The 25,376-nt window shown below is 58.3% G+C and carries 28 protein-coding genes; 21 read left to right on the forward strand and 7 right to left on the reverse strand.

The genetic code is table 11. The features are described 5' to 3' along the window. Nucleotides 1-19: 19 nt before the first annotated feature. The 4 genes from rfbD to IEI95_RS20595 form a co-directional block, all read right to left on the reverse strand. Nucleotides 20-925 carry a dTDP-4-dehydrorhamnose reductase gene (rfbD, locus tag IEI95_RS20580; RefSeq protein ID WP_156538793.1) on the reverse strand — a complete coding sequence of 302 codons (906 nt, stop codon included), beginning with the start codon at nucleotides 923-925 and terminating at the stop codon, nucleotides 20-22. After that, nucleotides 922-1,980, reverse strand: a complete 1,059-nt coding sequence (rfbB, locus tag IEI95_RS20585) for a dTDP-glucose 4,6-dehydratase (RefSeq protein ID WP_156536653.1) — start codon at nucleotides 1,978-1,980, stop codon at nucleotides 922-924. The genes rfbD and rfbB overlap by 4 nt, the downstream gene beginning before the upstream one ends. Nucleotides 1,981-2,034: 54 nt before the next feature. Continuing rightward, nucleotides 2,035-2,598 (reverse strand): dTDP-4-dehydrorhamnose 3,5-epimerase, encoded by a 564-nt coding sequence (gene rfbC / locus IEI95_RS20590; protein ID WP_015915489.1) that lies wholly within the window; start codon nucleotides 2,596-2,598, stop codon nucleotides 2,035-2,037. 183 nt (nucleotides 2,599-2,781) lie between these two features. Continuing rightward, nucleotides 2,782-4,416 (reverse strand): glycoside hydrolase family 28 protein, encoded by a 1,635-nt coding sequence (locus IEI95_RS20595; RefSeq protein WP_156536630.1) that lies wholly within the window; start codon nucleotides 4,414-4,416, stop codon nucleotides 2,782-2,784. A gap of 345 nt (nucleotides 4,417-4,761) precedes the next feature. On the opposite strand from IEI95_RS20595, the gene cysS reads away from it, so the two are divergent. From cysS to rarD, 9 genes are all read left to right on the forward strand, one after another. Next, nucleotides 4,762-6,147: a cysteine--tRNA ligase gene (cysS, locus tag IEI95_RS20600; protein WP_156536631.1), complete on the forward strand. Its 1,386-nt coding sequence runs from the start codon at nucleotides 4,762-4,764 to the stop codon at nucleotides 6,145-6,147. A gap of 58 nt (nucleotides 6,148-6,205) precedes the next feature. After that, on the forward strand, nucleotides 6,206-6,457 hold the full coding sequence (locus tag IEI95_RS20605; RefSeq protein WP_156536632.1) for an antitoxin: 252 nt from the start codon (nucleotides 6,206-6,208) through the stop codon (nucleotides 6,455-6,457). A gap of 14 nt (nucleotides 6,458-6,471) precedes the next feature. Further along, entirely contained in the window at nucleotides 6,472-6,879 is a 408-nt protein-coding gene (locus IEI95_RS20610) for a type II toxin-antitoxin system VapC family toxin (RefSeq protein ID WP_234934242.1), read from the forward strand. A 3-nt stretch (nucleotides 6,880-6,882) separates the two neighbouring features. Continuing rightward, nucleotides 6,883-7,371, forward strand: coding sequence for a GFA family protein (locus IEI95_RS20615; protein WP_156535287.1), 489 nt, complete (start codon nucleotides 6,883-6,885; stop codon nucleotides 7,369-7,371). Beyond that, nucleotides 7,368-7,835, forward strand: a complete 468-nt coding sequence (locus IEI95_RS20620; protein WP_156535284.1) for a GFA family protein — start codon at nucleotides 7,368-7,370, stop codon at nucleotides 7,833-7,835. Before IEI95_RS20615 ends, IEI95_RS20620 begins: the two co-directional genes overlap by 4 nt. Next, a complete protein-coding gene (locus tag IEI95_RS20625) occupies nucleotides 7,832-8,326 on the forward strand; it encodes a GFA family protein (protein ID WP_156535282.1) in 495 nt (164 codons plus the stop codon). Before IEI95_RS20620 ends, IEI95_RS20625 begins: the two co-directional genes overlap by 4 nt. Then, a complete protein-coding gene (gene pip, locus IEI95_RS20630) occupies nucleotides 8,319-9,284 on the forward strand; it encodes a prolyl aminopeptidase (RefSeq protein ID WP_156535281.1) in 966 nt (321 codons plus the stop codon). The genes IEI95_RS20625 and pip overlap by 8 nt, the downstream gene beginning before the upstream one ends. Before the next feature lie 23 nt (nucleotides 9,285-9,307). Then, on the forward strand, nucleotides 9,308-10,924 hold the full coding sequence (gene cimA, locus IEI95_RS20635; RefSeq protein WP_156535279.1) for a citramalate synthase: 1,617 nt from the start codon (nucleotides 9,308-9,310) through the stop codon (nucleotides 10,922-10,924). Between the two features lie 147 nt (nucleotides 10,925-11,071). After that, on the forward strand, nucleotides 11,072-11,983 hold the full coding sequence (gene rarD, locus IEI95_RS20640) for an EamA family transporter RarD (RefSeq protein ID WP_156535277.1): 912 nt from the start codon (nucleotides 11,072-11,074) through the stop codon (nucleotides 11,981-11,983). Here the strand turns inward: rarD and IEI95_RS20645 are convergent, their stop codons facing one another. Next, a complete protein-coding gene (locus IEI95_RS20645) occupies nucleotides 11,984-12,604 on the reverse strand; it encodes an LOG family protein (protein ID WP_194416942.1) in 621 nt (206 codons plus the stop codon). It abuts the gene before it with no gap. 348 nt (nucleotides 12,605-12,952) lie between these two features. On the opposite strand from IEI95_RS20645, the gene IEI95_RS20650 reads away from it, so the two are divergent. From IEI95_RS20650 to IEI95_RS20670, 5 genes are all read left to right on the forward strand, one after another. Further along, entirely contained in the window at nucleotides 12,953-14,935 is a 1,983-nt protein-coding gene (locus IEI95_RS20650; protein WP_156535274.1) for an Ig-like domain-containing protein, read from the forward strand. Between the two features lie 197 nt (nucleotides 14,936-15,132). Next, entirely contained in the window at nucleotides 15,133-17,019 is a 1,887-nt protein-coding gene (locus IEI95_RS20655) for an ABCB family ABC transporter ATP-binding protein/permease (RefSeq protein WP_194416943.1), read from the forward strand. Between the two features lie 120 nt (nucleotides 17,020-17,139). Continuing rightward, entirely contained in the window at nucleotides 17,140-17,838 is a 699-nt protein-coding gene (locus IEI95_RS20660) for a phosphatidylserine decarboxylase (RefSeq protein ID WP_156535270.1), read from the forward strand. A 37-nt stretch (nucleotides 17,839-17,875) separates the two neighbouring features. Further along, nucleotides 17,876-18,784 (forward strand): CDP-alcohol phosphatidyltransferase family protein, encoded by a 909-nt coding sequence (locus tag IEI95_RS20665; RefSeq protein ID WP_156535268.1) that lies wholly within the window; start codon nucleotides 17,876-17,878, stop codon nucleotides 18,782-18,784. Between the two features lie 245 nt (nucleotides 18,785-19,029). Further along, the gene (locus IEI95_RS20670; protein WP_194416944.1) at nucleotides 19,030-19,188 is read left to right on the forward strand and encodes a hypothetical protein; all 159 of its coding nucleotides are present in this window, start codon (nucleotides 19,030-19,032) and stop codon (nucleotides 19,186-19,188) included. 23 nt (nucleotides 19,189-19,211) lie between these two features. Here the strand turns inward: IEI95_RS20670 and IEI95_RS20675 are convergent, their stop codons facing one another. Then, the gene (locus IEI95_RS20675) at nucleotides 19,212-19,967 is read right to left on the reverse strand and encodes an SOS response-associated peptidase (RefSeq protein ID WP_156535266.1); all 756 of its coding nucleotides are present in this window, start codon (nucleotides 19,965-19,967) and stop codon (nucleotides 19,212-19,214) included. 90 nt (nucleotides 19,968-20,057) lie between these two features. On the opposite strand from IEI95_RS20675, the gene IEI95_RS20680 reads away from it, so the two are divergent. The 7 genes from IEI95_RS20680 (at nucleotide 20,058) to IEI95_RS20710 (ending at nucleotide 24,358) form a co-directional block, all read left to right on the forward strand. Further along, on the forward strand, nucleotides 20,058-20,498 hold the full coding sequence (locus IEI95_RS20680) for an NUDIX hydrolase (protein ID WP_071204720.1): 441 nt from the start codon (nucleotides 20,058-20,060) through the stop codon (nucleotides 20,496-20,498). Nucleotides 20,499-20,567: 69 nt separating this feature from the next. Then, complete coding sequence (locus IEI95_RS20685) at nucleotides 20,568-21,002, forward strand: TIGR02301 family protein (RefSeq protein WP_234626789.1); 435 nt, start codon at nucleotides 20,568-20,570, stop codon at nucleotides 21,000-21,002. Nucleotides 21,003-21,101: 99 nt separating this feature from the next. Then, nucleotides 21,102-21,359, forward strand: a complete 258-nt coding sequence (locus tag IEI95_RS20690; protein ID WP_015915468.1) for a hypothetical protein — start codon at nucleotides 21,102-21,104, stop codon at nucleotides 21,357-21,359. A 17-nt stretch (nucleotides 21,360-21,376) separates the two neighbouring features. Further along, a complete protein-coding gene (locus tag IEI95_RS20695) occupies nucleotides 21,377-22,153 on the forward strand; it encodes a hypothetical protein (RefSeq protein WP_156535264.1) in 777 nt (258 codons plus the stop codon). A gap of 177 nt (nucleotides 22,154-22,330) precedes the next feature. Beyond that, nucleotides 22,331-23,170, forward strand: coding sequence for a CAF17-like 4Fe-4S cluster assembly/insertion protein YgfZ (ygfZ, locus tag IEI95_RS20700; RefSeq protein ID WP_156535262.1), 840 nt, complete (start codon nucleotides 22,331-22,333; stop codon nucleotides 23,168-23,170). A 1-nt stretch (nucleotide 23,171) separates the two neighbouring features. After that, nucleotides 23,172-23,819 (forward strand): YfbR-like 5'-deoxynucleotidase, encoded by a 648-nt coding sequence (locus IEI95_RS20705; RefSeq protein ID WP_156535260.1) that lies wholly within the window; start codon nucleotides 23,172-23,174, stop codon nucleotides 23,817-23,819. Then, nucleotides 23,816-24,358, forward strand: a complete 543-nt coding sequence (locus IEI95_RS20710) for a tyrosine phosphatase family protein (protein ID WP_156535258.1) — start codon at nucleotides 23,816-23,818, stop codon at nucleotides 24,356-24,358. The genes IEI95_RS20705 and IEI95_RS20710 overlap by 4 nt, the downstream gene beginning before the upstream one ends. A gap of 249 nt (nucleotides 24,359-24,607) precedes the next feature. Here the strand turns inward: IEI95_RS20710 and IEI95_RS20715 are convergent, their stop codons facing one another. Continuing rightward, the gene (locus tag IEI95_RS20715; RefSeq protein WP_156535256.1) at nucleotides 24,608-25,228 is read right to left on the reverse strand and encodes an EF-hand domain-containing protein; all 621 of its coding nucleotides are present in this window, start codon (nucleotides 25,226-25,228) and stop codon (nucleotides 24,608-24,610) included. Nucleotides 25,229-25,376 lie beyond the last annotated feature (148 nt).

A 25,376-nucleotide genomic window follows, 5' to 3' on the forward strand; every position in this document is an offset into this window, starting at 1 on the left:
AGTTTTCCCTAGACAAACTCTAAACTGCGGCTGGTCGGCGTAACCGGTCGATGACCAGTTGCGTCGATACGCGCCAATCGGGGATATCGATAGCATGAACTCTGGCCAGTTTGGCGCAATCCAGCCGGGAGTTCGCAGGCCGTTTGGCGGGCGTCGGGTAGGCGCTGGCCGGGATTGGATTGACTTTGGTCGAAGGGCCGTTTTGCTCAGCCGACAGCCTGAAAATTTCAGTTGCAAACTCCGCCCAGCTCGCCTCTCCCGTTCCCGTCATATGGAACGTGCCGCGCAGATCGGCGGCCTTGGACGACAGCAGGTTTTCGGCAACTGTCAGCACAGCATCGGCAATATCGAGAGCCGAGGTCGGATTGCCGATCTGGTCGGCCACTACGCCCAGTTCATCCCGGGTTTCGGCCAGCCGCAACATGGTCAGCAGAAAATTCTTGCCGAACGGGCTATAGACCCAGGCCGTACGCAGGATCGCGTGGTTATCGGTTTCAGCCGCCACCCGGCGCTCGCCTTCCAGCTTGCTGCGGCCATAGACGCCAAGCGGCGCAACCGGATCGGCTTCGTTATAGGGCGAAGCCTTGCTGCCATCGAAGACATAATCGGTCGAGATATGGATGATCGGGATATCCAGCGCCTTGGCAACCCGCGCCAATTCCCCCGGCCCTTCGCCATTGACCGCAAAGGCCGCAGCCTCGTCGGTTTCGGCCTGGTCGACCGCGGTATAAGCGGCAGCCGAAATAATCAGGTCGGGTTTCGCTGCCCGCACGGCCGCTTCAATCGTCGCGGGATCGGCCAGATCAAGCTGTGGCCGACCCAGGGCGACCAGGTCGATATCCTTGCGATCGCTGGCTTTCTCAAGCAGTGATTGAACGACCTGTCCGGCCAGGCCCGTCACCAGATAGCGCTTCACGCCGCTCATTTGCTCGCGGCTTTCAGCAGGCCAAGACGGCTACCGTCATAGCCCTGGCGCAACGGTTCCCACCACCAGCGGTTTTCAAGATACCATTTCACGGTTTTCTCGATGCCGGTCTCGAAATTTTCCTGGGCCTTCCAGCCGAGTTCGGTTTCCAGCCGCGTCGCGTCGATGGCATAACGGGCGTCGTGGCCGGGGCGGTCGGTCACATATTGGATCAGCTTCTCATGCGGTGTACCCGACGGATGCAGCTCATCCATCAGCGCGCAGACGCGGGTGACGACGTCGATATTGCGCCGCTCATTGCGTCCGCCGACATTATAGGTTTCGCCGATCTGCCCACGCTCGGCGATGATATCAAGCGCCCTGGCATGGTCTTCGACATAAAGCCAATCACGGATATTGGCGCCATTACCGTAAACCGGCAGAGGCTTGCCTTCCATCGCGTTGATGATCATCAGCGGAATGAGCTTTTCCGGGAAATGGAAGGGGCCGTAATTGTTGGAGCAATTCGACACCACCACCGGCAGGCCGTAGGTGCGCGCCCAGGCCTTGGCGAGATGGTCGGAAGCCGCTTTCGAGGCTGAATAAGGAGAGCTTGGATCATAAGGGGTGGTTTCGGTAAACAGACCCTCATCGCCCAGCGAACCATAGACTTCGTCAGTGGAGACATGCAGGAAGCGGAAACCGTCCTTGCTCGCACCTTCCAGCCCCTGCCAGTAGGCCCGGGCGCATTCCAGCATGGTGAACGTGCCGAGCACGTTGGTCTCGACGAAATCCTTGGCACCGGTAATCGAGCGGTCGACATGGCTTTCGGCGGCCAGATGCATGACGCGGTCAGGCTTGAAGCTTGTAAAAGCCGAGGCAATCGCCTGGCCGTCGCAGATATCGGCCTGAAGGAACCGGTAAAGCGGATTTGCCTCAACCGATTTCAGCGAGGTCAAGGTACCCGCATAGGTCAGCTTATCGACATTCAGGACGTCATAGCCTTTTTCAAGCACCAGATGGCGAACAACGGCCGATCCGATAAAGCCGGCACCGCCGGTTACAAGTACGCGCATGATTTTCGATATCCCCTAGCGTTCATAGAGCTGACAGGTAAAAAGCAGAGATGCTTAAGGCCGATAGACGAAATTCGTCTCAAGCTCGCTCAGTTTCGGCTGCTTCTTGTCCTTCTCAGACAGAATGGCATTGTCCTCCGTCACCGGCCAGTCGATCGCCAGAGCCGGATCGTTCCACAACAGGCCCCGGTCATGATCCGGGCTGTAATAATCCGTCACCTTGTAGCTGATCACGGTATTGGGCTGCAATGTGCAGAAGCCATGGGCAAAACCCGGCGGCACCCAAAGCTGGCAGCCGTTTTCGGCAGTCAGTTCGGCTTTGACCATCTGGCCGTAGGTCGGCGAACCCTGGCGAATATCGACAGCGACATCCAGCAAAGCGCCAGCCGCACAGGACACGAGCTTGCCCTGCGCCCTCGGGTTCAACTGGAAATGCAGGCCGCGCACCGTGCCGACCTCGGCCGAAAACGACTTGTTGTCCTGAACGAAGGTGAAAGATCCCACTTCGCTTTCAAACAGGCTGGCACGGAAGGTTTCCATGAAATAGCCCCGCGCGTCCCCAAACCGCTTTGGAGTGATCAGGAAAACACCCGACAGCTTCGTTTCTTCAAACTGCATTCTTATCCCTTTGAATTAAGCCCCTCGCGCAGTTAACAATCTCGGTCCATCAGAGCAAGTAAAATGCTAGCTGCCCACCGTCTTAACCGGAAGATTATGACGTTATTCGGACAGTCCCTGTGACCAGCTGCCACCATTGCAGGCAAGCGATTGCCATTTATGTCTCTTTACGACACCATCCGCTCAAAACGGCGCCCCCTCCAAAAAGCTCGAGAACGGTACGAAGGCCGACGAGCAATCGAGCGGCGGAACCGGATCTTCTTCACTGGCATCCACGAGATTGACTGTTTTCACCCGGCGCGCTGGATCTGCCTTCAGAAGGTCGGCAAAGCTGACCGGACCAGGGCCCAGCGTGACATGCGCATTGAGCGGAGGATCTTTTGCCGCCGGATCGGCAGAACCAGTCAAAAGCGGCTGAGGGCCGTCGAATTGGATCGTGTCGAGGAACAGGCCGAGCGGCTGATAATGCGCATTATCCCTGATGCCACGTAAAACCACATGGCCACCGCTGCCGGTCGTACTACCTGTGTAACGCAGGTTGCGCACCGTGATGCCGGAAAAATCAGGGATGCGATCACCGGTTTTGTCCGAGTAGCGGGTATCGAACACCAAGGGGAAGGCGACATTGCGCATGCAGACATCTTCATACAGCACATTGGTGACCTTGCCGCCGCGCGAGGTGTCCGACTTTATCCGCAGGCCATTGCCGTTGGGACTATCATGGCCATCCATCACCAGATCATAGACATGGATACCGTCCACGCCAGCATCGGTCTCGGAGCCAATCGACATCCCGTGGCCGTAATAGAACCGGTTATGGGCAAAAGTCATGCGCGTCGATGGTTTGTCGCCACCCGCCTTGATCGCCACATGATCGTCGCCGGTGCTGATCGCGCTGTAGGCGAGCACGACTTTCGAGGACTGACCCGGGTCGAAACCATCGGTATTTTTGACCGTATCAGGCGTGAAACAGGTGGCGGGCGTCAGCTTGTCTGGCGTGGTCTCCGGCGGGCAAGCGTAATTCGGGCGGGTATAGACGGCACTGGGGCTGAGGATCTTGATCCCCCAGGCGGTCAGGCCCGTCACACCATTGCTCACCACATGAAAATTCGGGCTGTTCAACAGCGTAATCCGGTACAGGGCAAAATTCTCGCCGCCATCGATTTCCACCAACCGGAACACATGCTGGATCAGCCCCTGCTTGGATTGCCACGCCACATCCCACCAGGATCGCTTACCAGCATTGTCGCCGGACAGCAGCAGCGAACCGCCGCGTCCATCGATCTTTCCTTCGCCAACGATGCCAGCAGCTTTGGTGTCCTTGGCCGCAATCAGCGGCTTGCAGGTCTTGGCGGCAGAGCTATTGGCCGTGCCGCAATCGCCAGCACCGCTGTCGTAATCCCTGGGATCGCGGGAGGCAAACAGCGTCACGCCCTTGTCGATCCACAGCACGACACCGCTCTTCAAGCTCAGCGGCCCGCTCAAAAACGCATCCTGCCCCTCACCGCCGGGCACGAGCTTGACGGCACCGCCCGCGCAGCCGTCAATGGCAGCCTGCAAGCGCATCTGGTCTGGATGGGGGGCCTTGCCATCGGCATCGGCATGGTCGAGGGAGCCGTCCTTGGCCGTCAGGCCAGCCGTCAATGTCGCGCAGAGATTTGAGGGAACCTCCGGCGCGGTCACCGACCCCCACTGGGTGGCAACAGCCGGCTCCGCCGCCAAGACAGTAACCGGCGACAGGGCGCAAATGGCGACCGCGCCAAGCATCCGACCTAAAGCAGACCGTTGAAACAGGTGGGCAAAAACAGGTCCGGGCATAGGCTTATCCTTCAGCGGCGGCATGTAAAACAACAGTTCGCGCCCATCTTCAAACGGGTGAATGGCCCGAAATCAAGGCCGCAGCGTGCGCTTGTCGATGGGATAAAGCAAAAAATTTTCACCACTGCGTAAAAACCGGCAGAGACCGACCAGAAGGCGCAAAAATCCGTTGACCAAAAACCGGGGCCGGGTCATAAAGCCAGCCATGAAAACGAGCACCTGCATTATCTGCTGGATCATTATTCGCTAGCGCATTCGCTGGCCCGGCCGTTTTCGTCTCTTGTAAAAGTCCCAGATGACAAACGCTTCGGTCCAGCCGGGTTTATACACGTCTGGGAGACTGACATGGCCGAGGGCCTCAAGCTTTACAACACACTGACGCGCAGCAAGGTTGATTTCACCCCGATCGACCCCAAAAACGTGCGCATGTATGTCTGCGGCCCAACGGTTTATGATTTTGCCCATATCGGCAATGCCCGGCCGGTTATTGTCTTTGACGTGCTCTACCGGCTGCTGCGTCACATCTATGGCGAAAACCACGTCACCTATGCCCGCAACATCACCGATGTCGATGACAAGATCAATGCGCGGGCGCTCCGGGATTTCCCCGATCTGCCGCTGAATGAGGCGATTGCCAAGGTGACGCAAAAGACGGCGGATCAGTTCCACGCCGATGTGGCGGTACTCGGTAACTTGCCGCCGACCATCGAGCCGCGCGCCACCGACAATATCCAGCAGATGATTGACATCATCAAGACGCTGATTGCCAAGGGCCATGCCTATGTGGCCGAGGGCGAAGTGCTGTTTGACACGCGGTCCATGGCCGCTTACGGCCAGCTTTCCAAGCGCAATCTGGATGAGCAACAGGCAGGCGCACGCATCGCTGTCGAGGCCCATAAAAAGCATCCCGGTGATTTCGTGCTGTGGAAGCTCTCAAGCCATAACGAACCCGGCTGGGAAAGCCCATGGGGCCGAGGCCGTCCTGGCTGGCATATCGAATGCTCGGCCATGTCAAAGCGCTATCTGGGCGAGGTTTTCGACATTCACGGCGGCGGGCTGGACCTGATCTTCCCCCACCACGAAAACGAAATTGCCCAATCCTGCTGCGCCAACGACACCAGCGTGATGGCCAATGTGTGGATGCACAATGGCTTCGTGCAGGTGGAAGGCCGCAAGATGTCGAAATCGGATGGCAACTTCTTCACCATCAACGAATTGCTGGACACGGAGAATTTCGGCGGTCGCAAATGGCCGGGCGAAGTGCTGCGGCTGGCGATGCTGATGACCCATTACCGTGAGCCGATTGATTTTTCGGTGAAGCGGTTGGAAGAAGCGGAGCGGCTGATTGCCAAATGGCCAACAGGCGGAACAGACGATGCCGCGCCAGATCAAACTGTGCTGGATGCACTGGCGGATGACCTGAACACGGTGGCCGCCGTGCAGGCTCTGCATGCGCTTGCATCTGCCGCCAATAGCGATCCATCCAAGCTTCCGGCTTTCGTCGCCAGCGCTGCTTTTCTTGGGCTCGCGCCAAAGAAGGCGGATGTTAGTGATGATCTCTCTGCCGCCATCGACGCCCTTGTCGAGATGCGCCTTGAAATGCTGAAGACCAAGAACTTTGCCGAGGCCGACAAGATCCGCGACGATCTTTTGGCAAAGGGCATTCAGCTGAAAGACAGCAAGAACAAGGACACCGGCGAGCGCTTGACCACCTGGGAGGTCAAGCGCTGATTTGCATGGTGAAGATCACTGGCATATGCTAAAGCCTATGCCAGTGATGGAGGCAAATATGAGTGTGGAGCAGGAAAGACATGTGCGGGTGTTCAAGAACGGTCGGAATCGCGCCGTCCGCATCCCCGTGGAATTCGAGTTTCCGGGCGATGAAGTGATCATGCGCAAGGAAGGCGACCGGATCATTATTGAGCCTGTCAACGACAAGAAGCAAAATCTGATCGAGTGGCTGCGTAGTCAGCCGCCTATCGAGGAGGATTTTCCCGATTTTGATCTGATTGAACCACCGCCGAGACCAGTCGATCTATGATAACCGCGCGCTACATGCTCGACACCAATATTATCTCTGATGTGGTGCGAAATCCTATGGGCAGGGCGGCAGACGTTATGCATGGCCTCAACCGTGACGATATTTGCCTGAGTTCAATTGTTCTGTCGGAAATCCTGTTTGGCATACAGCGCAAAGGCTTCGAGCGGCTTACTCGTCTGGTTGAAGGGGTCTTGGAAAGGATCGCTGTCATTGCCTATGATGATTTGGCGGGCCGTCATTATGCTGAGATTCGCACCGCCTTGGAAAAACAGGGAACACCTATCGGCGCAACCGACCTGTTCATCGCCGCCCATGCGCTGTCGCTGGATATGGTTCTGGTCACCAACAATACCCGTGAATTTGCCCGCGTACCCGGGCTGAAACTGGAAAACTGGCTCGAAACCGCACATAAGGGGCAATAGGCCATGGCAGAGACAATCCACACCGGCGGTTGCCAATGCGGAGCCATCCGGTTTCGCGTTAACGGCGCGCTGAAAGACTCATCGATCTGCCATTGCCGCATGTGCCAGAAGGCGTTCGGGGCGTATTATGCACCGCTCGTCTCGGTACGAGGGGTCGACTTTCAGTGGACACGCGGCGAGCGCAAGATGTTCCGCTCCAGCAATGTCGTGTCGCGCGGCTTTTGCGCAGATTGCGGCACGCCGCTGACCTATGAGGCCCCGGATGGCATGGCGGTTGCGGCAGGCGCTTTCGACGATCCAGCCGCCCTGCCCCCAGTGCAGCAATTCGGGACAGAAGGGAAAATAGGCTTCGTCGATCACCTGCATGAATTGCCAGGCAATCCGACAGAAGAAGACCTTGATGAGTTTCCATTCCTCGATGGCCTCGTCTCCTACCAGCACCCCGACCACGATACCGACAGCTGGCCAACCGAAAGCGGAGCAAAGTCATGAGCGAGATTTTTTCCGGCGGTTGCCAATGTGGCGCGGTGCGGTTTCAGGCAGCCAAGCTGGGACGGCCTTCCATCTGTCATTGCCGTATGTGCCAAAAACAATTCGGTGGGTTTTTTGGCGCTTTTGTCTCCGCTGATCAGGCGCATCTGACATGGACACGTGGCCAGCCGAAATTGTTTCGCTCTTCGAGCAAGGTCAAGCGTGGCTTTTGCGAAAAATGCGGCACACCGCTGACCTACCAACACCCCACCGGGGTAGAGATTGCTATCGGTGCCTTTGACAATCCCGCCGCCTTTGAGCCCGCCATTCAGGTCAATCACCACAAGCGCCTGCCGTGGATCGACACGCTGTTTGAAAAGCCGGTCTATACCAGCCCGGAATACGAAGCCTTCTTCGACTCCATCGAATCCTGGCAGCACCCAGATTTCGACACCCAAGTCTGGCCGGTGGAGGATGAGGCATGAAAGGTCAAACCCTGCATGGCGGCTGTCAATGTGGCGCGGTGCGCTACACGGCAAAATCGCCGATTGGCAATCCGCATATCTGTCATTGTCGCATGTGCCAGAAAGCGTCAGGCAACTATTTCCTGCCGCTTGGCTCGGTCAGCCGTGACCTGTTTCAGCTGACACGCGGCACCCCGCAGTGGTTTCAGTCATCCGATCTGGTAAGGCGCGGCTTTTGCGCCGCCTGCGGCACGCCGCTGTTTTTCGATATTCCCGAGGCGGATTTCATCAACATCACGCTCGGATCGCTGGATGACCCGGCCAGCGTCAAGCCCGTCGAACAGGCCAATCTGGACAGCAAGATGCCGTGGTTTGCAGCCCTCGACACCTTGCCGGTCGAGGCCAGCGAAGCCAATGCCGACTGGCTGGCGAAAGTGGCAGGCGCCACCCACCAACACCCGGACCATGACACGAGCGACTGGCCAACGCATATGGGATCGCCCCATGACTGAATTACGCACCCTCTACCCTGAGATCGAACCCTTCGAGACCGGCTTTCTCGATGTTGGTGATGGTCACGTCATCCATTGGGAGCGGGTCGGCACCAAGGGCGCCAAGCCTGCTGTGTTTCTGCACGGCGGACCGGGCGGCGGCATCAATCCCAGCCAGAGGCGGGTGTTCGACCCAGCTCTTTATGATGTGATCCTGTTTGATCAGCGCGGCTGCGGCAAATCCACGCCGCATGCCCATCTGGACGCCAACACCACCTGGCATCTGGTCGCCGATATCGAGCGTTTGCGTGACATGATCGGCGCTGAACAATGGCTGGTATTTGGTGGCTCCTGGGGCTCGACGCTGGCACTGGCCTATACGCAGACCCATCCAGAGCGGGTCAGCGAACTGGTGCTGCGCGGCATCTACACGCTGACCAAGGCGGAACTGGACTGGTATTATCAGTTCGGCGTCTCCGAGATGTATCCGGACCGTTGGGAGCATTTCATCGCGCCCATTCCGGTTGAAGAGCGTCATGACATGATTTCCGCCTATCACCGCCGTCTGACCGGAGAGGACAAGGAAGTGCAGCTCGCCTGCGCCCGCGCCTGGAGCCAGTGGGAAGGCGCGACGATTTCGCTGATCCCTAATATCCAGCAGATCGAAAATTTCGGCGAGGACCATTACGCCATCGCCTTTGCCCGGCTGGAAAACCATTTTTTCATGAACCGGATCTGGATGGAAGACGGGCAATTGCTGCGCGATGCCCATAAGCTGAAAGGCATTCCGGGCGTGATCGTGCATGGGCGCTATGACATGCCCTGCCCGCTGCGCTATGCATGGGAATTGTCCAAACTCTGGCCGGATGCCGATTTGCACATTGTCGAGGCTGCGGGCCATGCCATGAGCGAACCTGATATTCTCGACCAATTGATCCGTGCCACTGACCGTTTTGCCGGAAAAATCCAAAACACATAAGAATTTGCCTTTGGGAGGCACTCATGAGCCGCGAAAAAATCACCCTGTTCGACACCACCCTGCGCGATGGTCAGCAGACGCCCGGCATCGATTTTTCCGTGGAAGACAAGATTGCCATTGCCGCCATGCTGGATAATTTCGGGCTGGATTATGTCGAAGGCGGCTATCCCGGTGCCAATCCGACCGACACGGCATTTTTCTCAAAAAAACGCACCAGCCGCGCCCGCTTCACGGCGTTTGGCATGACCAAACGCGCCGGAATTTCCGCCTCCAACGATCCGGGCCTGAGCCAGCTTTTGCAATCGAAAAGCGATGCCATCTGTCTTGTGGCGAAAAGCTGGGATTACCATGTGACAGTGGCGCTTGGCTGCACCAATGAGGAAAACCTCGACTCCATCCGCGACAGTGTCAAGGCCGTGGTGGCTGCGGGCAAGGAAGCGCTGGTGGATTGCGAGCATTTCTTTGATGGCTACAAGGCCAATCCCGACTATGCCGTGGCCTGTGCCAAAACCGCCTATGAGGCCGGTGCGCGCTGGGTGGTGCTGTGCGACACCAATGGCGGCACCCAGCCGCCGGAAATCCGCACGATCATTGCCAGTCTGATCGAGGCAGGTGTTCCCGGCACGTCGCTGGGTATTCACGCCCATAATGATACCGGCCAGGCCGTTGCCAATTCGCTGGCCGCCGTGGAAGCCGGTGTGCGCCAGATTCAAGGCACCCTGAACGGCATTGGCGAGCGCTGCGGCAATGCCGATCTGACCACCATCATCCCGACGCTCTGTCTGAAGAAGACCTATGCCGACCGGTTCGAGACGGCCATTGATCTCGAAAAGCTGGTGGAATTGACCCGCCTCTCCCATGCGTTCGATGAACTATTAAACCGCTCCCCCAACCATCAGGCTCCCTATGTCGGTGCTTCCGCCTTTGCCACCAAGGCTGGCATCCATGCCTCGGCGCTGTTGAAGGACCCGAAAACCTATGAGCATGTAGAGCCGGGTCTTGTGGGCAATTTCCGCAAGGTCATGGTATCCGACCAGGGCGGCAAGGCCAATTTCATCAACGAGTTGAAACGCCGCGGCATCACGGTTGCCAAGGACGATCCGAAGCTGGACCGGCTGATCGAGATCGTCAAGCAGCGTGAAGCGACAGGCTATGCCTATGAAGGCGCCGATGGCAGTTTCGAACTTTTGGCGCATCGCACCCTCGGCACCGTGCCGGAATTTTTCGCCGTCGAAAGCTTCCGGGTGATGATCGAGCGCCGGTTTGACAGCAATGGCAATTTGAAAACCGTGTCAGAAGCCGTGGTGAAGATGGTGATCGACGGGCAGACGGTGATGTCGGTCGCCGAGGGAGACGGCCCGGTCAACGCGCTCGATATTGCGCTGCGCAAAGATCTGGGCAAATTCCAAAGCGAAATAAAGGATCTGGAACTGGCCGATTTCAAGGTCCGTATCCTCAATGGCGGCACCGAAGCCATTACCCGTGTTCTGATCGAATCCACCGATGCCAGCGGTGCCCGCTGGTGGACGGTGGGGGTCTCGGAAAATATCATCGACGCCTCGTTCCAGGCCTTGATGGACGCCATTGTCTACAAGCTGATGAAAAACCGCCAATTGGCCGGGCGGATTGCGGCGGAATAAGCCAAAACCGTCTCGATCTGCTTTCCGATTTTCGAACATTGACATAGTCGCATTCACCAAACTCACTGATCCTTCAATGGAATGAATTTGCCGTTTGCGTCCTGAAGGCGTATCGGCAGGAAAAACAGCAATGGGATCGGAAACATCATGAGCGAAGTTGCAGCGCCAGCGGGCGAAAACCGCGATAGCCTGCGTGGCTTTCTTTTTGCGCTTTCGGCCTATCTGCTCTGGGGTTTTCTGCCCCTTTACATGAAGGCCGTCGCGCATATTCCGCCCATGGAAGTGATCGCCCATCGGGTGCTGTGGTCCATTCCGGTGGCCGGTCTCGTTCTTCTGGTGTTGCGGCGCACCGATGACCTGAAGCGAGCACTGCGCAATCCGAAAATGATCGGCATGGCGGCAATCACTGCCTGCCTGATCAGCGTCAATTGGGGCATTTATGTCTGGGCCATCGGTGCCGGCCACGCGCTGGATACCGCGCTCGGCTATTTCATCAACCCGCTGTTTTCCATTCTACTTGGTGCCGTGCTGCTCAAGGAAAAACTGAAGCCGGCGCAAATGGCCGCGCTGGCGCTGGTGGTGGTCGCCGTCGTCATCCTGACGGTCGATGCCGGACGCCTGCCGCTGATCGCGCTCAGCCTTACCTTTTCCTGGGGCTTCTATGCGTTTTTCCGCAAGACGCTGCCGATTGGCCCCAATCAGGGCTTTCTGCTGGAAGTGCTGTTGCTGTCACCTTTCGCCCTGGCCTACCTGATCTATCTCGGCGTGACCGGACAGTCACATTTCCTGGGGTCGCCGGATACCAGCATGTTCAACAATACCGTGCTACTGGCCTCGAGCGGGTTGGTCACAGCCGTGCCGCTGATCCTCTACGCCAATGGTGCCAAGCTCCTGCGTCTCTCCACCATCGGCATCATGCAATATATCGCCCCGACGATGATTTTCCTGATCGCCGTCTTCCTGTTTCATGAGGAATTCAGCACCGCCAAGGCCATTGCCTTCCCGCTGATCTGGGTTGCACTGGTCATCTATACCTTACCGATGCTGAAACGGCGCTGATCAGAGCTTTGACAACACCTCCGCATCGCCGGAGATGCGACCGAGTTCTTCCCAGCGATCGACGATTGTCGGCACGATGGCCTCGATCTCGTTAATCACCAGCGGCTGCACCTTATGGCCGGTATGGACGAAGCCCTCCTGGCGCATATGGGTGATCAGCTCCAGCATCGGGTCCCAGAAACCGTTGACATTGGCAAAGACCATCGGCTTTTCATGGCGGCCAAGCTGGCCCCAGGTCATGATCTCGACGATTTCCTCTAGCGTACCGATACCGCCCGGCAAGGTGACGAAGGCATCGGCGCGCTCGAACATCTTGTGCTTGCGCTGATGCATGTCCTGCGTGATGATCAATTCGTTCAGCTGGCCGAGAGAATGACGTGTAGCTTCCATATCGACCAGGAATTCCGGTATGATGCCCGTCACCTGGCCACCCGCGTCCAACACGCCGCTGGCAACGGCACCCATGATGCCCTTGGTGCCGCCGCCATAGACGAGGCGCAGGCCATGAGCGGCAATTGAGTGGCCAAGTGTGCGGCCCGCAGCCATGTAATCGGGATCGCGTCCGGGCCGTGAGCCACAATAAACGCAGATGGATCGAATCGAAGAATGGTTTTTTGTCATACGTTTAGAATGGCCATCGCGGCCCGCTGACGTCAATAAAATTAACGAAAACTCCAGGAAGCCTATGAACAAACCGGGTTCATCGCTTGTGCAGCGATTAAGGAAACGTTACTGCATAAACTCTTAAATCCCTATGGATGTAAGAGATCGGACCAAAATGCGGGACGCGATTTTTGGAAAATCCGATGGAAATGCCAAATCCGTAGTACCGCAGCGGTCTGCGGTTTTGAGCTGGGTCATGCAGTGGGGACAAAACTTTTGGGCGTCCTTCATGGGGTATTCATACGCCATGGCGCTCTATCAGTTTCAAGGGATATGGCGGAATAATCCGCCCGGAGACGTTGGACTATGAAAAACCGTGCCGGTTGGCTGGCTCTCGGCGTGCTTGCCATTGCGACAGTATTGATGGTGTTTTTCGTGCTTCCGCAAATTGGCGGCACAAAGAAGACGGCAGAAACACCTGCTGCCCCGGCTGAACAGGCGGCAGCGCCCGAAGCGTCCGGGCCTTCCTCACCCACGCCTGCCCCCGATGGCCAGGCCGCCGCCAAGATGCAGCGTCTGACCAAGGCCGCAGAGCAATCGGTGGCCGCCTTGGAAAATCTGTTTGCCGATCAGAAAACCCCGGCACCCGAACTTTACGCCACAGCCCGTATTGCTGCATTGACAGCCCTGAAAGCCCTATCGGATGCCGATCTTCCCGCCGGGATCGAAGCAGGCCTTGTAGACAGCCTCACCAAGGCAAAGGCCTCGGCTGCCCATGCCTTGCAGTTGATCGCCAAACTGCCCGCCTCCCCGCAGGATGCCGCCGCCATGATCGCCAATATCGGTCGGGCCATGCGCGGCGAACCGGAAGTGGCTATCGATCCAGACATGCCGCGTTTTGACGTGCTCCGCGTTGAAAAAGACGGCTCGACTGTGATCGCCGGCAGCGCGGCACCGGGTGCCAAGGTCGAGGTCCATGACGGCTCCAGCAATATTGCCAGCGCCACCGCCTCTCCAAACGGCGACTTCGCCATCGTGCTCGACAAGCCTCTGTCGCCCGGCGATCATTCTCTGGATTTGAAAGCCACGACCAAAGAAGGCAAGACCATCGGGTCCGAGGAGCAGGCTACGGTTTCCGTCCCGGCCGATCCATCCGGTGACGTGCTGGCCATGGTGACCAAGCCCGGCGAAGCCAGCCGGCTGATCAGTGGCCCGCAACAGGATCAAGTCTCGCCAAAGGATCAGAGCCAGCCACAGGCTCCGGAACAGATCAATGGTGTCGACAAGCAGGGCCGCGTCGCCGCTGCTACGCCCACGACGACGCCTGGATCTGCGTCCACCCCATCCCTGTCCGCTGCCGATTTGCAGATCACCGCGGTCGAGCTTGAAGGCGACAAGATTTTCGTGGCAGGCAACGCCCAGAAGGGCCGCACCGTGACCGCCTATGCCGATGGCAAGCAAATCGGCTCGGCGGATGTCGACCAGAAGGGGCATTTCGTGGTCGAAGGCCAGATGCCGCTTTCCGTCGGCCAGCATATCATCAGCGTCGATCTGAAGGATGCCAATGGCAGGGTCACACTGCGCGCGTCGGTGCCGTTCAACCGGCCGGAAGGCGATCAGGTTGCGGTTGTCGCACCGGAAGCCCAGCCCGGCGCCGCCGGCAGCACCGTCAGCCCGGCCACCGTCGATAGCAACCTGTTTGATCGGCAGCGCGATACACTGGCCAAGTCCTTCACGCTGCTCAGCAACCTGTTTGCCGATGGCAAGACACCGACACTGGAAAGCCTGGCGGCATCGCGCTCGGCACTGGAATTTGCCCTGAAAGCAGTTGCGGATTTCCGCCCGACCCCCAGCACGGACCAGACCGCCAGCGCCTTCATGGCGCGCATGGCAGACCAGGCTGACAAGGCACTCGTGGTCCTCAAGCAAGTGCCGACGGCGTCGGTCACGGCGATGGCTAATGCCTTGCCGACCCTCAAGTCGCTTGTCGATGCGGCGCTGGAACCCATGCCAGCCAAAATTGCCGCTGCGCAAGCCGCAGCGACGCAAAACCCGGCACCGACCTTGGCGCCAGCCGATGGTACATCGCCGCCGGTGCTGAGCCAGGCGCCGCTGACCGAAAGCAAGAATGCGGTCATCATCCGCCGGGGCGATACGCTCTGGCAGATTTCCCGCCGGGTCTATGGCCAGGGCGTGCGCTACACGACGATCTATGTCGCCAATGCCGAACAGATCAGCAATCCCGACCTGATCGAGCCCGGCCAGACCTTCACCGTGCCGGATCAATCCATGCCGGATGACGAGGCCGAAAAAATCCATCGCAAATGGATGCGGGAGCACAAGCGATAGTCTGAAGTGCGGGCGATAGTCTGAAATGCCGGCAAGGGCAGACGAATGTTTCCAAGTCCTTGCCTCTTTCGTCAGCATTGCCTATATCAGCACATAACAAAGGCGGCCTCAGGGCCGCCTCTTTTTTGCCGCCTCTTCCGGGCGCCTCCTTCGGGAACGGACCGCGCTTCCACCAGCCCGCGCGCAGGACATAAAGCATGCATCAGAAAGTCAAAACGGTTTCGGCCGAAAGCAGCAATCCGTGGCGCACCATCGTCAATCTCTGGCCCTATATGTGGCCAGCCGAGCGCCTCGATCTGAAAATGCGGGTGGTCTGGGCAAGCCTGTTTCTGGTGATCGCCAAGCTGGTGCTGATGCTGGTGCCCTATTATTTCAAATGGGCCACCGACGCGCTCAATGGCAAGATGGATGCGACGGGCCTGCTGCCTGCCTTCATGCTGTCAGCGGTGATGCTGGTCATTGCCTATAATCTGGCCCGCATCGTGCAGATGGGCATCAACCAGTTTCGCGACGCGCTGTTTGCCAGCGTCGGCCAATATGCCGTGCGGCGGCTGGCCCATATAACCTTTCTGCACATGCATCAATTGTCGCTGCGCTTCCATCTGGAGCGCAAGACCGGCGGCCTATCACGCATCATTGAGCGCGGCACCAAAGGCATCGAGACCATCGTCCGCTTCACCATTCTCAACTCCATCCCGACGCTGATCGAATTTGCCCTGACGGCGGTGATTTTCTGGTGGAGCTACGGATTTTCCTATCTGGCGATCACCGCCGTCACCGTCGCCGTCTATGTCTGGTTCACAGTCAAGGCTTCGGACTGGCGCATCGCCATCCGCCGCGCCATGAATGACAGCGATACCGACGCCAATGTCAAAGCCATCGACTCGCTGTTGAATTTCGAGACGGTCAAATATTTCGGCAATGAAGACATGGAGGCCCGCCGCTTCGATGCATCCATGGCCCGTTACGAGAAGGCCGCCACCCAGGTCTGGACCTCGCTCGGCTGGCTGAACTTCGGCCAGGGTCTGATTTTCGGTGTGGGCATGACAGTGATGCTGGTGTTTTCGGCACTGGCCGTACAGCGCGGCGAGCAGACCATCGGCGATTTCGTCTTCGTCAACGCGCTGCTGTTGCAGCTTTCCGTGCCGCTGAATTTCATCGGCATGCTCTACCGCGAAATCCGCCAGGGCCTGACCGATATCGAACAGATGTTCGACCTTCTGGCGGTAGAGCCGGAAGTGCGCGACGCGCCTGATGCGAAGCCGCTTGCCATCGCCAAGGGCGCTATCACCTTCGAAAACGTGCATTTCGCCTATGACCCGGCAAGGCCGATCCTGAAGGGGATTTCCTTCACCGTGCCGGAGGGCAAGACAGTGGCCGTCGTCGGCCCATCGGGCGCTGGCAAATCGACAATTTCACGGCTGCTCTACCGGTTTTACGATGTGCAGCAGGGCGCGATCCGCATCGACGGGCAGGATGTCCGCGATATCACGCAGACGTCGCTGCGCGCCGCCATCGGCATGGTGCCGCAGGATACAGTGCTGTTTAACGATACCATCGCCTATAATATTCGCTATGGCAGGCCTGGGGCCAGCGATGCCGAGATGGAGGCCGCCGCCGACATTGCTCAGATCAGCCGCTCGATCCGTGAACTGCCGCAGGGCTACAAGACCATGGTCGGTGAGCGCGGCCTGAAACTGTCGGGCGGAGAAAAACAGCGTGTCGCCATCGCCCGCACCGTGCTCAAATCACCGCCAATCCTCATTCTCGATGAGGCGACCTCGGCGCTCGACACCACGACCGAGCAGGATATCCAGGCGGCCCTCGACATTGTATCGCAAAATCGCACCACTTTGGTCATCGCCCACCGGCTATCGACCGTGATCGGCGCCGACGAAATCATCGTTTTGAAAGCGGGCGAAATCGCCGAGCGTGGCACACACGCGGAACTTCTCGCCCAAAACGGCCTTTACGCCTCGATGTGGAACCGGCAGCGGGAGGCGACCCAGGCAGAAGAGCATCTGCGCCAGGTGCGCGAAAGCGACGATCTCGGTGTGGTCACGCGCCTGCCGCCTGCTGTGTGATCGCATGTATAAAAGTGCGGCGGCTTTCCCGTGAGGGGCCTCAATCAGGCCCGGCATTGCCCCTGAACACGTTTCGCGGTAGTCACGTCATCAATAGAGTTTTCAGGAGAAGTCCTACCGATGTCCTTGTTCGATACGATCCGCAATACCCTCGTCCCCGTGCATAAGGAAGGCTATATTTTTGTCGGCGCTTTCTTCGTCGGGTCGCTGGTGCTCGGATGGATCTGGGAGCCGCTGTTCTGGGTCGGCCTGCTGCTGACACTATGGTGCGCCTATTTCTTCCGCGACCCGGAGCGCCTCACCCCGCAGGATGACGATCTGGTGGTCAGCCCTGCCGATGGCCGCGTGTCGATGATCCAGATGGTCATCCCGCCGGAAGAATTGCAGCTGTCGAGCGACCCGATGTTGCGCATCTCTATCTTCATGAATGTCTTCGATGTTCATATCAATCGCGCCCCGGTACGAGGCGCAATCCGCCAGGTTGTCTACCGCGACGGCAGTTTCCTGAATGCCGAACTGGACAAGGCCAGCAGCGACAATGAGCGCAATTCGCTGGTCATCGACGGCCCACGCGGCGCCATCGGCGTGGTGCAGATCGCAGGCCTCGTGGCCCGCCGCATCCTGTGCTGGTCGGTCCCCGGTCAGGCGCTCGGGGTTGGCGAACGTTTCGGTCTGATCCGATTTGGTTCGCGACTGGATGTCTACCTCCCAGCCGGTGCCGAGCCCCGCGTTGCGGTTGGCCAGCGTTCGATTGGCGGTGAAACCGTGATCGCGGAATATGGTTCGGCAAAGGGCCCGGTCATCAGCCGCCGCAGCTGAGACGATTTTTGCAAGCCATAACGGAGACAGGCCAGCCATGACCAGCGACACGCCGCAGCATCAGGCACACCCTTCGCAAGAGCATGAGGGACCGAAAACTCAGGCGGATGAGAATCAGCCGGGCCAGCAGGAGGTCAACGAGGCTTCACGCGGGCCTCGGCTGCGGGAAATTCCCCTGCGGCTGATGATTCCGAACCTGATTACCGTTTTGGCCATATGCGCTGGTCTGACCGGCGTCCGCCTGGCCTTCGAAGGACGTTTCGAGCTTGCGGTCGGCATGGTGCTGGTCGCCGCTTTTCTCGATGGCATCGACGGACGCATCGCCCGCCTGATGAAAGCCACATCGAAATTCGGCGCACAGATGGACTCGCTTGCCGATATCGTCAATTTCGGCGTGGCGCCCGGTCTGGTTCTGTATGTCTATATTCTGGATCAGGCCCGATCCTTCGGCTGGATCGCGGCGCTGATCTTTGCGATATCAGCAGGCCTGCGGCTTGCCCGTTTCAATGTCATGGACGAACGTGCCATCAAGGCCCCTTGGCAAAACGCCTATTTCGTCGGCGTTCCCGCGCCTGCTGGTGCGCTTCTGGTCATGCTGCCGATCTATCTCGGCTTTCTGGGTGTGGAAGCCACGCCCGGATTTGCCTTTGCGTCCTCAGCCTATACGATGCTGATCGCCTTCCTGCTGATCAGCCGCTTGCCGGTCTGGTCCGGCAAATCTGAAAAGAAGGTCCGCCGCGATCTGGTTCTGCCACTGACGATCGCCGTGGTGCTTTATGTCGCCCTGCTGATGAGCTTCACCTGGGAAGTGCTGTCGGTGACGGTCATTGTCTATGTGCTCTCCCTGCCCTTCGGCGCCCACGCCTGGAAGCGGAAATACGGCACCTTGACGGTCATGGAAGACCACGACGACCATCACGGCGCCGGAATGGATCGAGGCCTTTAAAACCGGAAATTGTAAAACAGACTCACGAAAAGTAGCAGTCTTTGATTTAAATTAATTTGCATTATTCACGAAAGTGTCATGATCTCTCAACCTGAGCAGTCAGGAAAACGACTGTTCGGGAGTTTGTCACGGGAAAAACGCAACCCGATTTTCTCGATAAGGACAGACTGAAACAAGGGAAATGCATGTCCCTCAGGTTGCAAGCAAACCTGACAGGCCGCAATGGAAACACTTTGGAGAACATCATGCCCGCCCCCCTGCAAGCCCCCGCGCTCCTGCAAGCCAAAGAAGCCCCGCAACCGGCCAAGCCGGAATTGAGCGACAATTACCGCCCAATCGGTTTGAAAGCGGTGATTGCCGCCGCTCTGATGTTGAAGCGAGCGCCGATCAAGAAAGTCGCTTGAGGACGTCCTTTTTCCAATACCGTTCAAAACAGTGATAGCTGTTCAGAAGGCGGCTTAGGCTCGGCTTTCGGCATCGGGTTTTCGACGCGGACCTGCACATCCGGGCCGGTATTGGCGACCTTATTGACCTTATCGGAAACCGGAATGGCTTCGAACATGTCCTCGCCTGCCGGTTTCAACAGGTCAGCCACGTGGCGTGGCTCCTGGCGCTTGCAATCCAGCCAACGCTCGAAATCCTCCGGGCCGATCACGACAGGCATGCGGTCATGGATCGCTCGAATGGAGCGATTGGCACTGGTGGTCAGGATGGCGCCGGTATCGATTTCAGATCCATCAGCGGCGGCAAAGGTTTCGACCAGACCACCGAACGCGACAATACCGCCCTGGGTGGGGCGGATCCAGTAAGCCTGCGGTTTTTCACCGCTTTCTTTTGCTGGTCGATACCATTCGTAGAATCCGGAGGCCGGGATCAAAACACGACGATGGCGCATGGCGCCGCGAAACGACGCTTTCGTTTCCGCCGTCTCAGAGCGCGCATTGATCAGCAACGGAAAATCACTTGGATCTTTCACCCAGCCGGGCAGAAAACCCCAGCGCACCAGCAGCGCCCGCCTGCTCGGCAGGTTGCTGCCCACCATAGGCACCTCCCCATTGCCAACCGTCAGAATCGGCTGGGTCGGAGCAATGTTGAACCGGGGCGGAAAGGCCTCGAGTTCGTGCAGACCGAAGGCCTCCACGATCTCGCCCGGTGTCACGGTCAGGGCAAAACGTCCACACATGGTCTTGTCTTCGCAGTCGCAGAGCCTATCGTCAAGCGACCTTACAACGACTGCCTGGCGCGTCAGATCAGCAAACAGAACGAGCACCGCATGACCGAGCAACCCGTCCCGGTTTTTTTCGCCCCCGCCTCCTCCGCCATCGTGATCCGGCAGGGCAAGCTGCTGCTGGTCAAGCGGTCGAAACCGCCCGCCGCCGATCTCTATGCCTTTCCGGGCGGGCGTGGCGAACCCGGCGAAACACCGGAAGAGACCGCCTTGCGCGAACTGAAAGAGGAGACCGGGCTATCGGCCCATGCGCCCAGTCTGTTTGCCAGCTACGACCTCTACCCGGACCCGGGCGGCCCCAGTCACCATCACTTCCGGCTTTCCGTTTTCCTCGTCACCCTGGACGATCCGGCGGCGGCAGCGGTCGCCCAAAGCGACGCCGCTGCGCTGGGCTGGTACAGCCCGGCAGAAATCCTGGATCTGCCCGCGCCACCCAGCGTGCGTGACTGCGTGGAAAAGCTGGTGGCTTGCGGTAAAGCAGCGTAAACGAAGGCGGGAATCGTGATAACGTTGACGTTAATCCCGGCGACCCCGCCACATATGCCACGGATATGCATGACCCGACCAATCCTGCTTTTTCCTGCCCTCTGTACCGTGTCCGTCCTTATGGCGGGACTTGCGGCAGCGGCAAATGTCGCACCTCCAGCAAAGCTGCCCGGCGAGGCTGCAACGCCTGCGCAACAGGCAACACCCTATGACGGACAGTTGAACCGGCTCTCGGAAATTCTGGGGACCGTGACCTATCTGCGCAATCTCTGCGCGGGCCAGCCGGAACAGCAATGGCGGGCTGCGGCCGAAAAGCTCATCGCGCTTGATGCAGGCACTGAACCGGCTCGCAAGCAGATGCTGACAGCCGCCTATAACCGTGGTTATCGGGCCTTTGCCGCAGTGCACCCCTCTTGCACTTCCGCCGCTCGGGTGGCAGAAAGCCAGTATCGTGCTGAAGGCGCAACACTTGTTCGGGAAATGACGGCGCGCTTTGGAAATTAACCAATAATTCATCCGATTTAGCATTCGCCCGTGTCGTTTTGATAAAACACTGATAGAGTCGTTAACAACTGAGTAAGTACCGCTTCGAGGACATGCAGAATGGAACCACGCCGCAACGAGATTGACGACATGATCGTTCATGAAAAGATGCAGGCTGCCCTCGAATATCAGAACGAGGCATGGGCCGATGGCATGGCTGACGGTATCGAACCGGAAATCATCGCCGATGCGGCCATTGCACTGGCCATGCGCGAAACCATCCGCATTCATGGTGAAGATGGTGCGGAAGCCATGTTGGAGTCTTTGCGTGCCCGCATGCTGGCCGGTGAGTTTTCTCCCAAGCGAAGTGTTCAGTAAGTTTCAGAGGCAATAAGATGCGCAAGGCATGCCAGACCGGAGCAAAGGCGACCGGTCTCAAGAACAATGTAAAAAGAATGCTGGTCTGCGGCTGGATGGCAAGTATTGCCGTTGTCGCTCTGCCCGGCAGCAGTTTCGCTCTGTCGGAATTGCAGGGCGGCGCCAAGGATGCGGCGCAGCAGGGGCAGCAACCGCAAACCGGTCAGCAGCCGGGCCTGCCAACCGATAGCACTTCCGACCCGAAAAGCGCCCCCAGCGCCGAACCACAGCAGGCGACACCCGCCGACAAGGCGAAGGGTGCGGCTGCCGAAGCGGCTCCGCACACACCTTTTGAGGTAATCTACGATATCAGCAAGGCGCCTGAACCGGTGCGCAAACTGCGCGAAAAGCTGGTGGAAGCCGCAGCCTCCGGCGATCCGGAACGGTTACGCGCTCTTCTGGCGGGCGGCAACGATCCGACGGCTCTGGCGCTTGGCAATGACAATGGCGACCCGATCCAGACGATCAAGAGTGTTTCCGGCGATCCCGATGGCCTTGAAGTTCTGGCCATCATGCTGGACGTGCTGTCGACCGGCTTCGTCCATGTCAATGCCGGCACCCCGGAGGAAGCCTATGTCTGGCCCTATTTCGCCGAAAAGCCGCTGACAACGCTGACCCCACCGGAAAAGGTGGAATTGCTGCGGCTGGTGACAGCGGGCGATTTTGAAAACATGCTGGAAGTTGGCAATTACAATTTCTTCCGCATCGGCATTGCACCCGACGGCAAATGGAAATTCTTCACGGCAGGCGATTGATGGCCGAATGTTTGCCTTAAAGTTGTCAGGGAAAAGCCCAACCCGCTTTTCCCGACAAGGCAAACGGCGTCAAGGTATTTCACCTCGCGGCAATCGATTTTGCTGACGAGAAAAATGTGCAATCCACGGCTTCGCCCAATGCCGCCGTGGTTTCGTAAGATGTGATTGGATCGTCTCATGCCAGCCGTTTTTCTTGAAAACCGGGCTTTTCTAAAGGTCGCTGGAGCAGAGGCCGCGCATTTTCTCAACAATTTGCTGACAGCGGATCTCGGCCTTATCGAACCTGGGCAAGCCGCACCCTCGGCGTTGCTGACACCCCAGGGCAAGATCCTGTTTGACATGCTGGTTTATCCGCTGGCCGATGGTTATCTGCTGGAGGTGGCATCTGACGAGCAGGAGGCCCTGCTGCGCCGCCTGACGCTCTACAAGTTGCGCGCCGCTGTCACCCTAACCCCCGCTGAATTTTCCGGAGTCACGGTGATCTGGGACAACGTGCCGGCCGGAGCTTTTCAGGATCGTCGTTTCGCTGCTGCCGGTGAAACGGTCTGGCGCGTGCCGGGTCGCGTCAACTCGGCTGTGGATGATATCAGGCTTTATACAGCGTTGCGAATCAAGGCCGGGGTGGCCGAAGCGGGGCTCGACTATCCGCTTCAGGATGCCTATCCGCACGACATATTGTTTGACCTCAATGGCGGCGTCTCCTTCAAGAAAGGCTGCTATGTCGGGCAGGAAGTGGTGTCGCGTATGCATCACCGCAAGATGGCCCGCCGCCGGATCGCCATCGTCTCCGCTGACACTGCCCTGCCCGCAACCGGCACCGAGCTTCGTGCCGATGGTAAGCCACTCGGCACACTCGGCACGGTTTTGGACACCATCGGATTGGCGATCCTGCGTATTGACCGCACTGGCGATGCGATGGCAAACGGCACACCTATTCTGGCCGGTGATCAAGCCGTGCGTCTGCACCTGCCCGCCTGGACCGGCCTGGATTTTCCTGCCGCGTCAGACGAGGACTGACATGCCCGCCGCCCCTCCTCCGATATCGGCGCGGGCTTGGCAGCGGATGCTGTCGGGCCGTCGCCTCGATCTTCTGGATCCATCACCGCTTGATGTCGAGCTTTCCGATATTGCCCATGGCCTGGCCCGCGTCGCCCGCTGGAATGGCCAGACGATTGGCGACCATGCCTTTTCCGTGGCCCAGCACAGCCTTGTGGTTGAAGAGATCTTTCGCCGCTGCAATAGCAAATACAATGCCAACGACCTGCAAATGGCCTTGCTGCACGATGCCCCGGAATATGTGATCGGTGACATGATCTCGCCCTTCAAGGCTGTGGTGGGCGGCGGCTATAAGCTGGTCGAAAAGCGGCTGGAGGCGGCCATCCATCTGCGGTTTGGGTTGCCCTCGCATCCCACGGCCAGCCTGAAAAGCCTGATCAAGAAAGCCGATAGCATCGCCGCCTATTTCGAGGCCACCGAGCTTGCCGGATTTACAAGCGCGGAAGCCGTGCGGATCTTCGGCCAGCCGCGCCATATAACCGCCGACATGCTGCCACTTGCCCCCATGCCAGCCGTTGAAGCGCAGCGGCAATTCGCGGATCGTTTTGACGCCATCGAGCGGCTGCGTGAGGCGGAAAATCACAAAAAATCCGGTACGGGTGCGCCATGAGCTATTTCGTCGTCAGCCCGCTGGCCCGCCTTGCTGAAATGGCGGTGCGCCACAAGGCGAAAGAGATGATCAGCCTGCTGGCCAAGGGGCAGGATTTTCATCGCCCCGCAGTGATTTCTCCGGATCGCCATCTGACGCTTGCGTTGAACGATATTACCTTTGCCGGCAGAGGCGATCTCATTGCCCCGCAAGATGTGCATGTGGAACAGATCATTCATTTTGTGAAGGATTGGGACCAGACTGCGCCGCTGCTGATCCATTGCTGGATGGGGGTATCACGCTCTCCAGCTGCGGCCTTGATTGCCAGTCTCGCGTTGCATCCCGAACAGGACGAGGAAGCCCTGGCGCTAGGCTTGCGGGCCGCGTCGCCTTTTGCGACGCCCAATATCCGGATGGTGGAGATTGCCGATACCTTGCTTTCACGCGGGGGGCGCTTCGTTGCGGCGATGAAAAAACTGGGCCGTGGCCAGGATGCCGATGGCAATGCGCCGTTTGTGCTGCCAATTCTAGCAGCCGATCCGGTTTCCAGCTCTGCTTGATACGGATAAGCGCTCGATCCGAGGGATCTATAAATCAGAATTGAATGGGATAAAGAAGGAATAGATTTGGAAAGCTTGATGCGGGTTCAATCGGCATAGGCATCATGTCTCCATGCCGTTTGTTTGCAAGTAGCGGCCCTTCAGGGCAGCATTCAGCCTCATGGCTGATATAATGTTCTCCCAGTCTCAGTACTAGAACGATGAGCTCCAAAGCCCTGCACCGGGATGGCCGGGTGCCGTAGCAACCCGTCAGGCAGCGGCGGTTTGTCCGGTCGTATCGGTTTCGTCGGCAGTGCCGCCAGCGGAACGATAGGCATTGATAACCGAGCTCATCTGGCTGAACACATCATCCATGGACATGCTGTCTTCACTGCCACTGCTGTCACCGGACATCATACTGCTAAGGCTCTGCATGTCGCCCATACCACCCATACCGCCCATCATCATCGGAGGAGGCATTTTAGTCTCAGACTGCAGCTGGTCTTCGGTCACATAGCCAGCATCATCCGAGTCGATGGCCTCGAACATCTTGGTCGAATCTTCTTCCGACGCACCCTCTGGACGTGCGTTGACAAATTCTTCCTGGGTTACTTTTCCATCGCTATCAGTGTCGATGGACTTGGTTGAATTCTGGTCGGTAGAAGAGCTGTCGCCACGGGCCAGAACCATGGCCATCATATCACTGGAAAGCTGCGAGGATGTGCTGTTGGCGGCACTATCGCTCAAAACGGTCGGATCCTGGGTCCGGGTAGATCCCGCGGATTGCTCTTCCGCAGAAACGACACCATCGCTATTGGTGTCCAGGCTGGATGTCGAGCCGACGTTGTAAGACGACACCGACGAAAGAGACGCTGAAGAAACACTCGTCATTGAAAACCCCTGTCTAGGTTGTTTCTATTTTTATAGCGCCATTTAAACGCGAGACAGGACGGCGCTACGCGATGCCTATCGTGATTTGGGGTCATTCGTCAAAAGGCAATTGTTATAGGTGATAATTTGTATGAGCTGGATGATTTCC

The organism is Agrobacterium vitis, assembly GCF_014926405.1.
In the GTDB taxonomy this organism is placed as follows: Bacteria; Pseudomonadota; Alphaproteobacteria; order Rhizobiales; family Rhizobiaceae; genus Allorhizobium; species Allorhizobium vitis_H.

Coding starts and splice junctions, on each gene's coding strand:
- IEI95_RS20615 (WP_156535287.1), top strand. CDS start 6,883: ATGGCAGAGACAATCCACACCGGCGGTTGCCAATGCGGAGCCATCCGG.
- IEI95_RS20705 (WP_156535260.1), top strand. CDS start 23,172: ATGCCCGCCGCCCCTCCTCCGATATCGGCGCGGGCTTGGCAGCGGATG.
- IEI95_RS20710 (WP_156535258.1), top strand. CDS start 23,816: ATGAGCTATTTCGTCGTCAGCCCGCTGGCCCGCCTTGCTGAAATGGCG.
- IEI95_RS20675 (WP_156535266.1), bottom strand. CDS start 19,967: ATGTGTGGACGTTTTGCCCTGACCGTGACACCGGGCGAGATCGTGGAG.
- IEI95_RS20655 (WP_194416943.1), top strand. CDS start 15,133: ATGCATCAGAAAGTCAAAACGGTTTCGGCCGAAAGCAGCAATCCGTGG.
- rfbC (WP_015915489.1), bottom strand. CDS start 2,598: ATGCAGTTTGAAGAAACGAAGCTGTCGGGTGTTTTCCTGATCACTCCA.
- IEI95_RS20715 (WP_156535256.1), bottom strand. CDS start 25,228: ATGACGAGTGTTTCTTCAGCGTCTCTTTCGTCGGTGTCGTCTTACAAC.
- IEI95_RS20670 (WP_194416944.1), top strand. CDS start 19,030: ATGCCCGCCCCCCTGCAAGCCCCCGCGCTCCTGCAAGCCAAAGAAGCC.
- IEI95_RS20690 (WP_015915468.1), top strand. CDS start 21,102: ATGGAACCACGCCGCAACGAGATTGACGACATGATCGTTCATGAAAAG.
- cimA (WP_156535279.1), top strand. CDS start 9,308: ATGAGCCGCGAAAAAATCACCCTGTTCGACACCACCCTGCGCGATGGT.
- IEI95_RS20665 (WP_156535268.1), top strand. CDS start 17,876: ATGACCAGCGACACGCCGCAGCATCAGGCACACCCTTCGCAAGAGCAT.
- IEI95_RS20645 (WP_194416942.1), bottom strand. CDS start 12,604: ATGACAAAAAACCATTCTTCGATTCGATCCATCTGCGTTTATTGTGGC.
- IEI95_RS20695 (WP_156535264.1), top strand. CDS start 21,377: ATGCGCAAGGCATGCCAGACCGGAGCAAAGGCGACCGGTCTCAAGAAC.
- ygfZ (WP_156535262.1), top strand. CDS start 22,331: ATGCCAGCCGTTTTTCTTGAAAACCGGGCTTTTCTAAAGGTCGCTGGA.
- rfbB (WP_156536653.1), bottom strand. CDS start 1,980: ATGCGCGTACTTGTAACCGGCGGTGCCGGCTTTATCGGATCGGCCGTT.
- IEI95_RS20620 (WP_156535284.1), top strand. CDS start 7,368: ATGAGCGAGATTTTTTCCGGCGGTTGCCAATGTGGCGCGGTGCGGTTT.
- IEI95_RS20625 (WP_156535282.1), top strand. CDS start 7,832: ATGAAAGGTCAAACCCTGCATGGCGGCTGTCAATGTGGCGCGGTGCGC.
- pip (WP_156535281.1), top strand. CDS start 8,319: ATGACTGAATTACGCACCCTCTACCCTGAGATCGAACCCTTCGAGACC.
- IEI95_RS20610 (WP_234934242.1), top strand. CDS start 6,472: ATGCTCGACACCAATATTATCTCTGATGTGGTGCGAAATCCTATGGGC.
- IEI95_RS20650 (WP_156535274.1), top strand. CDS start 12,953: ATGAAAAACCGTGCCGGTTGGCTGGCTCTCGGCGTGCTTGCCATTGCG.
- rfbD (WP_156538793.1), bottom strand. CDS start 925: ATGAGCGGCGTGAAGCGCTATCTGGTGACGGGCCTGGCCGGACAGGTC.
- rarD (WP_156535277.1), top strand. CDS start 11,072: ATGAGCGAAGTTGCAGCGCCAGCGGGCGAAAACCGCGATAGCCTGCGT.
- IEI95_RS20595 (WP_156536630.1), bottom strand. CDS start 4,416: ATGCCCGGACCTGTTTTTGCCCACCTGTTTCAACGGTCTGCTTTAGGT.
- cysS (WP_156536631.1), top strand. CDS start 4,762: ATGGCCGAGGGCCTCAAGCTTTACAACACACTGACGCGCAGCAAGGTT.
- IEI95_RS20660 (WP_156535270.1), top strand. CDS start 17,140: ATGTCCTTGTTCGATACGATCCGCAATACCCTCGTCCCCGTGCATAAG.
- IEI95_RS20685 (WP_234626789.1), top strand. CDS start 20,568: ATGACCCGACCAATCCTGCTTTTTCCTGCCCTCTGTACCGTGTCCGTC.
- IEI95_RS20680 (WP_071204720.1), top strand. CDS start 20,058: ATGACCGAGCAACCCGTCCCGGTTTTTTTCGCCCCCGCCTCCTCCGCC.
- IEI95_RS20605 (WP_156536632.1), top strand. CDS start 6,206: ATGAGTGTGGAGCAGGAAAGACATGTGCGGGTGTTCAAGAACGGTCGG.